Origin of the sequence: Methylobacillus caricis (assembly GCF_020532705.1) — a bacterium.
Classification (GTDB): domain Bacteria; phylum Pseudomonadota; class Gammaproteobacteria; order Burkholderiales; family Methylophilaceae; genus Methylobacillus; species Methylobacillus caricis.
In genome coordinates this window covers 46023-60008 of sequence record NZ_JAJAVD010000003.1, presented here as the reverse complement: position 1 = coordinate 60008, position 13986 = coordinate 46023, and the positions used below count along the sequence as shown (strand labels likewise).

The window sequence follows — 13986 nt, the reverse complement described above, 5'->3', positions numbered from 1 at the left end:
ATCCCACAGTCAGATTGGCAATCTATCAATAAAAACTCGCATTGCACCTGTTTGCAAACCAACAGTGTGTGCATGCGGCGATGTTGTAAAAACATCAGTTCGATATGCAACAGATGAGTATTTTGCAACAGTTGAACCACTCGCCTCTCCAAAAACATCACATCCCAAAAGAATGAAATTTATATAAAAATCAATAATTTAAAAATAAACCCAATACATTCCTCTATTTTTGGCACATATGTTGCCATGGGCTTAACACAAAAATATTTGTCAATTTCAAGGGAAATAACTTAGATGTCGAACAATTCCAAACTTGGGCGTTTGCATAAAAAGCCTGTAGCGACACTGTTATCACGCTTGGGTGCATCTTCTGCACCTGCATTCGTGGTAGCCGGTATCGCCATTGGTAGCTTTGGCCATTATGCAAATGCTGCAGAGAACGACCCAAAATCTGTGGAGTCTCTTCAAGAGGAGAACGCTAAACTGATCAGGGAACTTAACGAACTCAAACAGCGTTACAGCATTCCCACTGCCGAAACCAGCAACCAGGCAGAGCCTGTAGCAGCAGCCCCGGCTACTGCTATCAATGAACAAGAGCAAGCGGCCAGGGACAATGCGGCAGCACTAGGCGTTGTACTGGTAACCTCACGCAACCGTGAGGAAATTGCGCAGGATGTACCAATCCCTATTTCTGTTATTGGTGGACCAAGGTTAGATCGAGAGCGCATCTTCACTGTTGATGACATCACTCGTGTAACTCCAGGACTCACAGCCACCACACCAAATGCACGCCGTTCAGGTATTTCCATCCGTGGTATTGGCAAGTCCACGGGTGATGAGTCTATGGAAGCAGCTGTTGGCGCGATTGTTGACGATGTTTACCTCAGCTTGCCTGGTATGACTTATCAAGACTTCACAGATCTGGATCGTGTTGAAGTGCTACGTGGCCCCCAGGGAACACTAAAAGGCAAAAATACTACACTGGGTGCGATCAACTACGTCACCAAGGAACCGACCTTCACTCGCCAGACTTATCTGGAAACTGAAGTCGGTGCCAATCAGAACGGCAGTGATTTCCCTGGTGCATTACGTGCACGTGGCTCGATTTCCGATGCGTTAATCGATGATGTCATCGCATATCGGGCGTCGTTCTTTATTGATCGTCAACAAGGCGATATTGAGAACATTAACAACTCTCAAGAAGGTTCGATTGCTGATAAACGCTTCCACGAGCGCAATCGTTACGGTGGCAAATTCCAATTACTGATTACCCCGACAGAGAACTTCAGGGCAAAAATCAGCCTAGACTATTCCGAATCAAACGAAAACAGCAATACCAAGCCTTTCCAATACGACCCACTTACATTTGCAAATGGCTCGTCAAGGGGAACTACATATAGCTCTCGCTTAGCACGTGATTATTTTGGCGGGTATAGGCCCATTATTGGTTCTAAAGACAAGATTGATATTGGTCAAGCAGAACCCTTATTAACCAAAAACTACGGTGTATCTGCCAAATTAGATTGGAATATTGGTTCAAATACCCTGACCTCTATCACTGCATACAGAGGCTACAACTTTGACGCTACCAATGATCAGGAGCAAACTCGTTTTGACATTGCTCAAAGTGGAACGCTGGTTGATCACAAGCAATATTCTCAGGAAATCCGTTGGACATCAGACATCGGTGAGCTTTACGACTATCAAGTTGGCCTTTTCTACTTGCATACCGAAACCTCGCAAACCAATCGTGCATCTTACGGTTCAGATGCTGGGGCATTCTTTGCAAATGACGATCAATATAATGCTTTAATAGCCAATCGAAGCTTATTACAACAATCATTAAATGGTGTGCGGCTTAACACTCGTTTTACTCCTGAAACTGATAGCTATGCCGCATTTGGTCAAGTGAACTGGCACCTGACAGAAAAGGCCACCTTAACCACAGGCTTACGCAAAACCTATGAGTATAAGAATAACAGCGCACAAAGATGGACAACTGGTGGAGATGCACTGACAGATGCAAATGCTATCGCCATTCGCAATGGTCAAATAGGTAACTACGCAAAAAATACTGCGGATGAGCTTAATGACAATTCAATCTCCTGGCTGGTCAGCCCAAGTTATAAAGTCAATGACGATTTGATGTTCTATGCCTCTGCAGCTGGGGGTGAGAAGTCCCCAGCCATTTCATTTAACAATACTACTGGCACTGTCGTACCTCTTGATCCAGAAAAATCTGTCAGCTTTGAATTAGGCACAAAGGGCTTGTTCTTTGATCGTCGATTAATGTTCAACGCAAACATCTATCACACCATTGTTAAAGGCTATCAAGCAACAACGAGTGTGGCCGATGCAACCGCACCTGGTGGCACTGGATATCGTTCACAACTAGGTAATATCCCAGAAATCACAGCTACAGGTATCGAAGTTGAAGGCGGCTACCTATACTCTGATCGATTGAGCTTTACCTTTGGTGGTGCATATAATCGTGCGAAATACAGTGATTGGGATACTGCCACTTGCCCGGCGGAGATCCCCACCAGCGTTTCCCCATTTTGCGACAATACGGGCAAGCAGATTGTTGGCGCTCCAAAACTCACCGGTATTATTGGTGCCCACTATATACAACCGATCTGGGGTGGGCTGAAAGCACAAGCTTTCTTCAGCACCGTAATCCGCTCCAAACAAAACGTAGAAAATCTACTTTCTGAGTTTGGTGAACAGTCTGGCTACTCTGTAACCGATGCTGGCTTCGGCATCATCGGCGGCAAGAAAGACAGCTGGGAATTTAACGTTGTTGGTAAAAACATCTTTGACAAGATCTACACTACCAGCGTTAACACATACTCAAGCACTGCCCCTGTAGGCTACGATGGTCTTGGTCAGCGTCGCTACGTAGGTGTTGTGCTGCGTACCAAGTTCTAAAAAAATATCGTTGTAAACGATTAAAAATGCCGGCTCATGCCGGCATTTTTAATGCTGCTATCTCATCACACGAATAGTAAAACATCGCCAACTGTACGAATACAAACAATCAACAACACACTATCTGTTTCATTCTAAACATCATCACTGTGTCCACAGCCCCTTCCTGCTTAGAACGTTATGTATAAACACCATAATTTTCAATACCTTATTCTTTTATTAAGCTTCAAAGTATATCTGTAAATGCTTGGCATGATAGATGCTCACTTGTAGCTCGACATTTGGAGTACGCGTTCGGCATATATCAATATCTCTGACCAAAGCTGTACTCCATTAATTATTTAGTTTCAAAGGAGTTTGCAGTGCAAATATTAAATGCGAAGTTGTTGGGGCCTTTAGCCCTGACACTGGTTGCTGCGGTTTTCGCTTCTGCGCCAGCCAATGCCCACCATGCTTTCTCAGCTGAGTTCGATAGCAACCAGCCTATCCAAATCAAAGGCAAGGTCACCAAGCTGGAGCTGGTTAATCCGCACAGCTGGATTTACGTGGATGTACAAGGCTCTGCTGGCGATGTTACCAACTGGGGCTTTGAATTTGGCACGCCTTTCAGCCTCAAGCAGAAAGGCCTGGCCAAGTCCACCCTGCCTATAGGGACTGAAGTCACGATCAAGGGTTATCGCGCAAAAAGCGGCAAATCTTTCGGCTATGCCGTCATCACCACTTTAGCTGATGGCCGCTCGTTCGAAACCGGTGGCGCCCAAGATGCACCCACCGCAAAAGACGTTTCTCAATAACACGCTGCCTCATCATCGAATAGCAACAGGAGAAATTTCTTGAGCGTTTTTTCAGCACCCCACCTTTATCCCATAGGTAATTTCAGGCAACTGGTTTCCCTCGCAACCTTTCTATCTCTGGTAATGATTGCTGGTACCTCATCAGCCAAGGATGACATTCCCCGTATTAAGGGTAAACCGGATTTTTCCGGCATCTGGCAAACTACAAGTTCCGCCGATTATGGCTTGGAACCACATTCCAACCGTGCCGATGCCCCTCCTGGCCCAGGCATCGTAGAAGGCCATGTCATCCCATACCTTCCAAAAGCGCTAGAACAAAAGAAAAAGAATTTCGAAAAACGGGCTAGTGCCGACCCTGCCAAAAAAGGCTGGACGCTGGGTACGCCCCGAGGCATCTATTATCCGGAGCCATTCCAGATATTTCAGCGGCCCCAGGATGTCACCATTCTTTTCCAGTTTGGTCACTCAGTACGCACCATATATACCAATGGTACCGAACACCCTGACGACCCGAATGACTGGTGGCTGGGTGATTCACGAGGCCGCTGGGAGGGAGATACGCTCGTGGTGGACGTCAAACACTTTAATGATAAAACCTGGCTGGATGCAGCAGGCAACTTTCACAGCGACGCGCTGCATGTAGTAGAGCGGTGGAAATTCCTCGACAAGAACACCATTGAGTACAAAGCCACACTAGAAGATCCACAGGTATTCAGTCGTCCTTTTGATATCAGTGTCATCCTGCATCGTCACCGCGAAAAGAACTTCCAGCTGATTGAGGATTATCGTTTCACCCTGGATTATGACCAATACTATCCACCCAAGCCGGATAGCCAATAAACCAGGACAGCCAGCACTATAACGGACAACAGGTATCACACAATGACTCAACGAAAACCCAGCCTTAAACCTGCTGCGTATATTCTTCTCGGCAGCTTGTCACTGCTTGCGCTGAACAGCATTGCAGAAGAAAAGAAAGCAGCGACCCCACCACCACAGACCAATGGTGGCATAGATCAGGAATCCAGCTTTCCCAAGATTGCCTCTGGTAAATGGAGCGGGCCTGTCCTGCCTGACGGACAGCCTGATGTACAGGGTTTCTGGTCCAACACAATTGCCAACCACAACAATTTTACTGATCCCCAGGGCGGCATTCCTGGTTCCGGCAGACCGCCAAAAACTACCCGCGACCAGCGTGCGCCTAGTCGCGTGAGTGACCCGGCCAGCGGTGAAGTACCATTCCAGCCTTGGGCGCTGGCAAAGGTCAAGGAATTCCAGGCCCATTTCCATGATCCGGTAGAGCAGCAATGGGTAGAGCCTCTTGCCAGATGCGCCCCAGGCGGCATCCCGAAATCATTCTATTGGCATGGTTATGAAATCCGCCAATACCCCAACTATGTGTTGTTTTACTTCAACTCAGGTACACGCCTGATCCATCTGGATAAGAAGCCACACTTGCCTGACAACATCAAGTTATGGAACGGTGATTCACGCGGACACTGGGAAGGCAATACGTTAGTAGTCGACGTGGGCAACCATAATGGCAAGGCCTTGTTTGGTCGCACCGGTGAGTTCATCAGTGAAAACGGCCACATCCAGGAACGCTTCATTTTCAGTCCTGATGGCAAGCGCTACAACTATGAGGCTGTCCTCACTGACCCTACGGTATACACGCGTCCTTTTACCGTCACTATTCCGGCACGCAGATGGACAGAAAAAGACCAGCCCAATGGATGGCATTTTGAAGTGGGCCTGGCCAAACATGCAGGCAAACAAGCAATCCTGGAAAGCGAAGAACGTATTTGTGCAGAAAACAATGCCGCATTTGGCATGGGCGCCGCAACAGAATAGTCAATTGCGCTACGCACACCCATGAAGTGCTTGTTCAACCGCGGTGCCCATCTGTAAGGATGGCGCCGCAAGTTAAGTATCAAAGGCAATAATGTCAGTCTTAACATTTGCAGAACTGCTCTACGATTCCGAAATCGGGACTGCCCTGCGTGAATCGCTTTTTGCCTTTCCTATTGTGGAGGGCACACATCTCATTGGCCTTGCACTGTCGGTAGGACTGCTTTTTTTCATAGACCTGCGTCTGGTCGGGATCTTGTTTCGGAATGTGCCTATTCCGCAAATACTCCAGCAACTGCGACCATGGCTACTTGGCGGCTTTGCCGTCACCATGACCACTGGTGCCCTGCTGTTCGCAGCAGCAGCACCAAAATTGATTGTGCTGCCGGTCTTCCTGTGGAAACTGGCATTCATTGTCCTGGCCGGGCTTAATGCTGCCTGGTTTGAATTCAAATGGGGCAGGGATGTACAACATTGGAGCCATGCATCCGCTGTCCCTGCGGGCGTCAAGTTCGGTGCCTGGTCATCACTTATCCTGTGGAGCCTGGTAGTCATTACTGGTCGCCTGATTCCTTATCTCAGCTACAACTGACCTCATCCAACGACAACCATCATGACCAGTCTAGAACTTTTCAGCGCCATCCAGAACAGCGGCCTGGGTGTTTTCATCGGCAAGCAGGACCGCATGCTATGGGCCGTTGCCCAGATCATCCATATCATTGGCATTATTCTCGTGTTGGCGCCCATCGTCCTCATCAGCTTACGCCTGTTCGGTGCTGGCCTTTATCAGCAAGAACTTCCAAGACTGGCGTATGAAAGCTCAAGGTTGATATGGCTGGGGTTCGCCCTGCTGGCATTTTCCGGCTTGCTGATCTTTATTCCCGCGGCGCTGCACTATCATGACAACCCGGTTTTCTGGATCAAGCTTTACCTGATTGCAGCGGCCTTATTCATTCAGCTCACCCTTTATCGTGTAATTACAAAGCTGGAAAAACCTAATCCATGGCTGGCAAGATTGACTGCGGTTTTTACGCTTAGCTTATGGTTTGGCGTGGCATTTGCTGGCCGTTTCATAGGGTTTGTCTGAAGAATGAAGAGGCCGCATGGCATTATCCTGCTAAGCATCCTGGTGTTCTCAATGCTGACCACATTATCTGGCTGCAAGCAGCAGGACGAAGAAAAAGACCCGCCATTCAAGCCTGCAGCTTCGGTGCAGGAAATCATGCTTTCCATCATAGATCCCAATGCTGACTATGTTTGGAACGCTGTTTCCACTGTGATCACAAGTGCCGGGGTGGAAGAACATAGTCCGCAGACAGATGAAGAATGGGCTACTGTTCGCCAACACGCACTTACCCTGGCAGAAGCCAGTAATCTGCTACTGATCACTGGCCGCAAAGTAGCGCATGATGGAGCTGAAACCTCATCTCATCCTGTGGAATTAGGTGCTGAGCATATAGAAAAAGCTATTGCCAGGGATCGCCGGGCTTTTATCGCGAGTGCAAATTTGCTGCATGACACGGCATATGAAGCCATCACCGCAATAGACCAGAAAAATCCGGAAGAACTCATGCGTGCAGGAGAGCGTATACAGCAAGCCTGTGAAGCTTGCCATGCAAAATTCTGGTATCCGGATGAAAAAACACCTACTTTTCCACATTTATCTGGGAGCTGATATTGATTTAAACACCAATAAAAATTACCATTTTTTATCTTACGGTTTTCCCCGGTTTTCAACCGGGGAAATAATAGGGAATCCGGTGAAGACATAAAGATCCTAATCCGGGACTGCCCCCGCAACTGTAATCGGCGAGTCTGTTGGCATTCATTAGCCACTGAATTTTTAATTCGGGAAGGCGCAAACAAGATGATGACCCGAAAGTCAGGAGACCTGCCGTAAGTTGCTGTGTTGTTCGAACAAGGACGGGGTGTCCTGAAATCGGCGAGTTCTCATCGCTTTCTTCACTATTCATTGCAGACATTGGGCAAGAAGTCATTTTCTGCCCAGAACAAATTGCACGATGCAATTTCAGCATGAATCTCCCTCCCTGCCTTCCAACATCATAGCGTCATCCACATGACATCCAGTCATTGTGAATTGAACGACTATTTGGGAGCACTCTAATGAAAATAAATTATGTACTAGCGACTTCCATGCTGGCCATTTTCTCCAGCGGGGCGCTGGCGGAAGATGCCACATTGGAAGAGGTTCAGGTTCAAGCCGCTCAGGAAAAACCGGGATTAAACCTTAAAAAGAAAAACTCCACTGCGAGCCGCTTGGGGTTAACAGCTCAGGAAACGCCAGCTAGTGTTGAGATATTGGATGCACAAACGATCAGACAGCGTGGGGATATTTCGATTCGCGAAGCTGCGACGCGTACCACTGGCATTACTGATATCAGCAATCCTGGCAGTGGTCAGGCATTTTCATCTCGTGGCTTTACCGGCAATAATGCAGTAGCGCAGGCAGAAGATGGCATCAGGTTAGCCACTGGGGCTAGCACACAAACTTATCCGTCAGATGCCTGGGGCTATGAGCGCATAGAGGTATTGCGTGGCCCTGCCTCCGTATTATTCGGTGATGGCGCTGCAGGCGGCATTATTAATAGCATTCGCAAGCAAGCGAATAGAGAATCATCTTTTGAAGCTTTACTAGGTGCTGGAACACGCGGAGCATACCGTGCCGGCGTCGGTGGAACAGGTGCAATCGGTGAGATCGGTGCATTCCGTATTGATGCGTCAGCACTCGGTGGCAATGGATTTATAGACAGAGGAGATTACGATAGTCAGAAAATCATGACCTCACTGCTCTTTACACCAACGGATCATCTCCGCATAGGGTTTACCTTAGACCATGCCAACGAATCACCGACAGCCAATTACGGATCCCCTTTGGTAGATGGAAAGATTCGCCATTATCTACGCAAAGCCAATTACAACATTGATAACAACAAAATGGAATTCACCGATACCCGTGCTCGGGCAAAGGTGGAATGGGATATCTCTCCCACGGCCCAAATCCGAAATGAATTTTATTTTTTCAAATCTTATCGTGAGTGGCGCAATCTAGAGGTCTATGACTATAACGAAACGACTCGGCTAGTAGATCGTACGGATTATCTCAATCTCAGACATGACATGAAGCAATATGGCAACCGTGTAGATTTCATTCTTTCTGAAGATATCTTTGGCCACCAAAATCGCTTCTTGATTGGCTGGGATTCAACCCATACGGATTTCCGTCATAGTGGAAGTCGCAATTTTAGTGCGGTTGACTCCAGCCTGCCTTTAGCCAACTTTGATCCTGGTACAGGTTTTGATCCGTTGCAACGCAACTACGACGCTCAAATCACCCAAAACGCGTTTTACCTAGAAAATGCATGGAATGCCACCCAGGATTTAAAACTCATCATCGGTCTACGCAAGGACTATATTGATACGGAGAATAAAAGCTTAAGAGCCGACCGTCCAAGTTCAGTACAAGAGTTCACCCCGCTGACATGGAGAGTGGGAGCCGTATTTAATCTGACTCCGGACACTGTTCTTTACGGGCAATCTAGTCGCGGTACAGATCCAATTGCCAACCTTCTTGGCCTGAGCCTGGTTAACAGTACATATGACCTCACCCGTTCACGCCAAGCAGAAATTGGCATTAAGCAATCCCTAGGAAACCACAAGGGGGAATGGACATTGGCTGCTTATCATATCGCCAAGGATGACATCATTACACGCGACCCATCGAGGCCACTCAACTCTATCCAAGGTGGCTCACAATCGTCACGTGGGATCGAGTTTGCCACGACGTTATACCCTGTAGATCATTGGCGATTAGATTTTAATGCCACGCTCCTTAATGCCCGTTTTGATGAGCTAAGTGAAGGAAACTCTGGCATCTCACGCGCTGGCAACACACCAGAAAACGTACCAGAAAAAGTAGCCAATGCTTGGGTTTATTATCAGCAAACTCAGTGGGAAGCAGGGATAGGTGCACGTTATATTGGTAAGCGGTATGGCAATAATGCTAATGAGGTCAGCATGGCTGGATATACCGTCTACGATGCCAGCGTAGCATGGCATATCAGTAAACAACTCTCTCTACGTGCCAATGTCCGCAACCTGACCGACAAGTTCTATTCTGCTTATGCCTATAGTGATACCCAACAAACCATAGGTACTCCACGCCAGCTTGAGCTCACTGCCGAGTTCCGCTACTAAGCCATGACTATTTATCTTGGGAAGAGCACATCTTCCCAAGACTTTGTATTGCCTGAAAGAAACACATGAAATTAAATTATCTGATCCAGATTGCAGCAATAAGTACCATCTCAACAGCTGTGTATGCGGCAGACACAAACACACTAGAAGAAATTACTGTCTCTAGCCAAGCAGAAAAACCTGGAATAAAGCTTAATAAAGTCAACGCCACCAGTAGCCGGCTTGGACTCACTGCCAAGGAAACACCGGCCAGCGTTGAAACATTGGATATTGAAACAAGTAACAAGAGGGGCGATATCTATGTTCGGGATGCTGTTACAAGAACGACTGGGATGACCAGTATCAGTAGCCCTGGCAATGGGCAAGCCTTTTCGTCACGTGGCTTTACAGGCAACAACTCAGTAGCTCAGGCAGAAGATGGCGTGCGGTTATTAACAACAGGTACGCTGAATTATCCTTCAGACACATGGGGCTACGAGCGCATTGAGGTATTACGCGGCCCGGCTTCTGTATTGTTCGGTGATGGTTCTGCGGGAGGCATCATTAATAGTGTGCGTAAACAAGCGAGTCGTGAAACTTCTTTTGAGGCAATCATCGGTGCGGGATCATATGGGGCATATCGTGCAGGAGTAGGCGCTACCGGTGCAATTGGTCATATTGGTGCATTCCGTATCGATGCCTCTGCGCTTGGAGGCAATGGCTATATCAGCCGCGGAGACTACGACAGCCAAAAATTGATGACCTCATTGCTGTTTGAGCCGACTGACAATCTTCGCATTGGGTTTTCGCTAGATCATGCAGTTGACTCTCCCATGGTCAATTACGGCATTCCTTTGATTGATGGAAAAATCCAGCACTCTTTACGTAAATCAAACTACAACATTGACAATAATAAATTGCAGTTTACGGATACACGTGCTCGCGCCCGGGTTGAATGGGCGATATCACCCACAGTGCAATTAAAAAATGAAACTTACTTTTTTAAATCATCGCGCGAATGGCGAAATCTTGAAAAATTCACCTATAACGCATCTACAACCTTAGTAGATCGCTCAAGCTTTTTCAATTTTAAATATGACACCAAGCAATACGGCAATCGTATTGAGCTTGTTGTGACAGAAAATATTGCAGAGCACCAGAATCGTTTTCTGATTGGCTGGGATTCCATGCATCTTGATTTCACAAATAACGGGAATGCAAATTCCAATGCTGCCAATTCAAGTGTTAGCTTGACTGGTTTTGATCCAGGCTATGGATATGATCCATTAAGGAGAAATTTCGAATCCCAGATCACGCAAAACTCATTCTTCATGGAAGATGCTCTGAATATCACCAATGCGCTTAAAGTACTGGTGGGCTTGCGCAAGGATTATATTGATACCGAGAAAACTGGAGAAATTCGTCCAGGACAAACCAATTCTGCTAAAGAATTTACACCTCTCACCTGGAGGGCTGGTGTGGTGTTTGATGTCACTCCCGCTACCTCCCTATACGGGCAACTGAGTCGTGGCACAGACCCTGTCAACAACTTGATTGGGCTGAATCTGGTAAATGCTACTTACGACCTGACAAAAGTGCGCCAGGAAGAAGTGGGTATCAAACACTTGCTACCCAGTCACAAAGGGGAAATGACATTAGCGATATTCCATATCACCAAAGAAAACATTCTGACTCAAAACCCTAACAATGCCTCACTATCAATGCAGGGCGGCAGACAGTCTTCACGTGGGATCGAGCTCTCAACTACCCTGCTTCCAGTAGATCATTGGCGTGTTGACCTCAATGCTACATTGTTAAATGCTTGCTTTGATGAGTTAGTTCAATCAGGAGTATCCCGAGCTGGTAATACCCCGCTCAACGTCCCCGAGAAAGTCGCCAATGCCTGGCTATACTATGAAACACCGGTCTGGGAGGCGGGTATTGGAGCTCGTTATGTGGGAAAACGCTATAGCGACAATGCCAACACGGGCACGCTAAATAGCTATACCGTATATGATGCCAGCGCTGCCTGGAACATCAACAAGCAAGTATCTTTGCGAGCCAATATACGTAATATGACAGATAAATTCTATGCAACCACAGCTTATAACACGCAACAAATTATAGGGAGTCCCCGGCTGTTTGAGCTCACTGCGGAATTCCGCTATTAATTGAAAAAGTGCCATGAAACTCTTCTCTATACGCAACCTTCATCTATGGCATCGCTGGCTGGGGATAGGGTTGGGGTTCATGGTGCTGTTATGGTTTATTTCTGGGGTGGTCATGCTGTTCGTGACTTATCCCAGGCTGACGCAGGAAGAACGTATTCCTCATTTGCAGTCGGTGAATCCTGGGCTAGTCAAGGTAAATCCGGCCGAGGCATTGGCTACATTTGGTGGAAAACCTGACAAAATCAGGCTCAATATGCTGTCAGCACGACCCGTATATCACCTAATGATGCCAGACGGCTGGCATTCCATTTGGGCGGATAGCGGCCAGGTATTATCTGTAAACCTGGAATTGATTCGACACTCAGCCCACGCCTTTTTACCCGGACAATCCATTAGCACCATTCACTTACTGGATCGCGATTTGTGGTCTATTTCATCCAGCCTCAATCCTCACCGCCCCCTCTACCAAGTGTCATTCGACAATGGAGACATATTGTATCTCTCCAGTCATACCAGCGAAGTCGTGCTTGATACTACACGTAGCGAGCGTGCCTGGAACTGGTTGGGGTCTGTGATCCACTGGGTTTACATCACCCCGCTGCGGTTTGATCACCCTGAAGCCTGGCGCCAGGTCATTATGTGGTTGTCTTTGCCTGCCACCGTCATGGGGCTGATCGGCATCTGGCTGGGAATTGACCGCATACGTATTCGCCGCCGCTACAAAGGCGGCAGGATAACTCCATACCGCGGCTGGGCAAAATGGCATCATGTATCCGGCCTGTTTGCTGGCGTACTCTGCTTCACCTGGCTATTCAGCGGATGGTTGTCAGTCAAGCCTTTCGACTTGTTTTCCGGAAGGAGGCTGAGTCCTGCCGAATCACAGGTATGGGCTGCCAAGCCAAGCGGCGCCATCCCACCGGCATTACCCATTCATATTGAAAACACTGAGAAAATCGGCGAGGTTGAATGGCTATATTTTGCTGGAAAGCCTTATCTTCTGGGCCTGGCAAAGCAGCGCACCGTGTTATTTGATGCCGATAGTGGAAAACCGCTCCCGGGCTTCAGTAGCGCAAGCCTAAGCGCTCAAGCGGCGCAATTGCTGCCTGGGAGCAAGGTAAAGCAGGCCGCGCTGCTGCAACATGGGGACCGCTATTATTACGGCAAACATCTGGAAACACTTTCACCGGTAATACGCATTGATCTGGATGATGCGGTGGAGACCACCTATTACATTGACCCCGCCACCAGCCGCATTGTGGCATCCCACGACAGCGACAGCCGCATCTATCGCTGGCTGTTCGCTGCGCTGCACCGGTTGGACTTTGCCCCCTTCGACAACGCCGAGGTTCCTCGCTGGGTGATCGTAATCGTGTTTTCACTCGGCGGCACCATCCTCAGCGTCGCCGGACTCGTGATGGGTTGGCGTCGACTTACTCGCGCCTAGCGGCAGTGTTGTTGCAACTACCCACGATCATCGGCGCATTCCCTGACCCTGGCGTCACGATGGCGCCACTTCCTACCCCATTGGAAGCCACGCAAGCCTGAAAACCCACGCGCATACTACGCGGTTTTGCCGTATTCACCAGCACCTCCCGCTGCTCCTCGGATAAACCCAGCGGGCCGCGCTCAGACAGCAGTTGACCATAAGAAGGATAAGTCCCGTGCTCCTGATGGTACATTTCGATCTTGGCCTGCAGCTCTTCGGCAATACGGTCAGTATCAACATTGCCGGCTGCGCGCTCGGCTTTTTCTTGTAGCTGCGTTAACGTCTCAAGGACATCCTCCTGCTTGCGCTGCTCCAGGGCAGTCTTGGACACATAGATGATGCCGCTCAGGAACAGTAGCAGCAAAATCGTATAAATCAGGTTGATGACGATTGCAAGAATTGCAAACAGGTTGCTGTGTCCGGCGGTACGTGACTTGAAAAAGGCATACAGGCCAACGATAGTGCCAATCAAGGGCACACCGAATACCGAGAGCAACAAGGCAATGATGCCTGGCTTCTTGCCTGGGTCCTGGGCTTCCGGTGGGGTGTTGATGTGACTTGCCAT

The 13986-nt window shown here is 48.2% G+C and carries 11 protein-coding genes and 1 riboswitch; of the genes, 10 read left to right on the top strand and 1 reads right to left on the bottom strand.

The features are described 5' to 3' along the window. Positions 1–294 precede the first annotated feature (294 nt). From LG200_RS09540 to LG200_RS09495, 10 genes are all read left to right on the top strand, one after another. Positions 295–2928: a TonB-dependent receptor gene (locus tag LG200_RS09540; protein ID WP_226757396.1), complete on the top strand. Its 2634-nt coding sequence runs from the start codon at positions 295–297 to the stop codon at positions 2926–2928. A gap of 362 nt (positions 2929–3290) precedes the next feature. Continuing rightward, complete coding sequence (locus tag LG200_RS09535) at positions 3291–3722, top strand: DUF6152 family protein (protein WP_226757395.1); 432 nt, start codon at positions 3291–3293, stop codon at positions 3720–3722. A 39-nt stretch (positions 3723–3761) separates the two neighbouring features. Beyond that, the gene (locus LG200_RS09530) at positions 3762–4562 is read left to right on the top strand and encodes a hypothetical protein (RefSeq protein WP_226757394.1); all 801 of its coding nucleotides are present in this window, start codon (positions 3762–3764) and stop codon (positions 4560–4562) included. A 42-nt stretch (positions 4563–4604) separates the two neighbouring features. Next, a complete protein-coding gene (locus tag LG200_RS09525; protein ID WP_226757393.1) occupies positions 4605–5573 on the top strand; it encodes a hypothetical protein in 969 nt (322 codons plus the stop codon). A 91-nt stretch (positions 5574–5664) separates the two neighbouring features. Next, positions 5665–6162, top strand: a complete 498-nt coding sequence (locus LG200_RS09520) for a DUF6644 family protein (protein WP_226757392.1) — start codon at positions 5665–5667, stop codon at positions 6160–6162. Positions 6163–6183: 21 nt separating this feature from the next. Further along, on the top strand, positions 6184–6657 hold the full coding sequence (locus LG200_RS09515; protein WP_226757391.1) for a DUF6644 family protein: 474 nt from the start codon (positions 6184–6186) through the stop codon (positions 6655–6657). 3 nt (positions 6658–6660) lie between these two features. After that, on the top strand, positions 6661–7245 hold the full coding sequence (locus tag LG200_RS09510) for a hypothetical protein (RefSeq protein WP_226757390.1): 585 nt from the start codon (positions 6661–6663) through the stop codon (positions 7243–7245). Between the two features lie 25 nt (positions 7246–7270). Continuing rightward, a riboswitch (cobalamin riboswitch) is annotated at positions 7271–7483 on the top strand. A gap of 211 nt (positions 7484–7694) precedes the next feature. Beyond that, on the top strand, positions 7695–9785 hold the full coding sequence (locus LG200_RS09505) for a TonB-dependent receptor (protein WP_226757389.1): 2091 nt from the start codon (positions 7695–7697) through the stop codon (positions 9783–9785). A 65-nt stretch (positions 9786–9850) separates the two neighbouring features. Further along, on the top strand, positions 9851–11935 hold the full coding sequence (locus LG200_RS09500) for a TonB-dependent receptor (RefSeq protein ID WP_226757388.1): 2085 nt from the start codon (positions 9851–9853) through the stop codon (positions 11933–11935). A gap of 13 nt (positions 11936–11948) precedes the next feature. Continuing rightward, complete coding sequence (locus LG200_RS09495; RefSeq protein WP_226757387.1) at positions 11949–13379, top strand: PepSY domain-containing protein; 1431 nt, start codon at positions 11949–11951, stop codon at positions 13377–13379. On the opposite strand, the gene LG200_RS09490 is transcribed toward LG200_RS09495, so the two are convergent. Continuing rightward, positions 13366–13986 carry a hypothetical protein gene (locus tag LG200_RS09490; RefSeq protein ID WP_226757386.1) on the bottom strand — a complete coding sequence of 207 codons (621 nt, stop codon included), beginning with the start codon at positions 13984–13986 and terminating at the stop codon, positions 13366–13368. The genes LG200_RS09495 and LG200_RS09490 overlap by 14 nt on opposite strands.

Bases quoted from the DNA above. Each gene is read 5' to 3' on its own strand.
- LG200_RS09540 (WP_226757396.1), top strand. From the start codon at position 295: ATGTCGAACAATTCCAAACTTGGGCGTTTGCATAAAAAGCCTGTAGCG.
- LG200_RS09525 (WP_226757393.1), top strand. From the start codon at position 4,605: ATGACTCAACGAAAACCCAGCCTTAAACCTGCTGCGTATATTCTTCTC.
- LG200_RS09520 (WP_226757392.1), top strand. From the start codon at position 5,665: ATGTCAGTCTTAACATTTGCAGAACTGCTCTACGATTCCGAAATCGGG.
- LG200_RS09515 (WP_226757391.1), top strand. From the start codon at position 6,184: ATGACCAGTCTAGAACTTTTCAGCGCCATCCAGAACAGCGGCCTGGGT.
- LG200_RS09510 (WP_226757390.1), top strand. From the start codon at position 6,661: ATGAAGAGGCCGCATGGCATTATCCTGCTAAGCATCCTGGTGTTCTCA.
- LG200_RS09505 (WP_226757389.1), top strand. From the start codon at position 7,695: ATGAAAATAAATTATGTACTAGCGACTTCCATGCTGGCCATTTTCTCC.
- LG200_RS09500 (WP_226757388.1), top strand. From the start codon at position 9,851: ATGAAATTAAATTATCTGATCCAGATTGCAGCAATAAGTACCATCTCA.
- LG200_RS09495 (WP_226757387.1), top strand. From the start codon at position 11,949: ATGAAACTCTTCTCTATACGCAACCTTCATCTATGGCATCGCTGGCTG.
- LG200_RS09490 (WP_226757386.1), bottom strand. From the start codon at position 13,986: ATGGCAAGTCACATCAACACCCCACCGGAAGCCCAGGACCCAGGCAAG.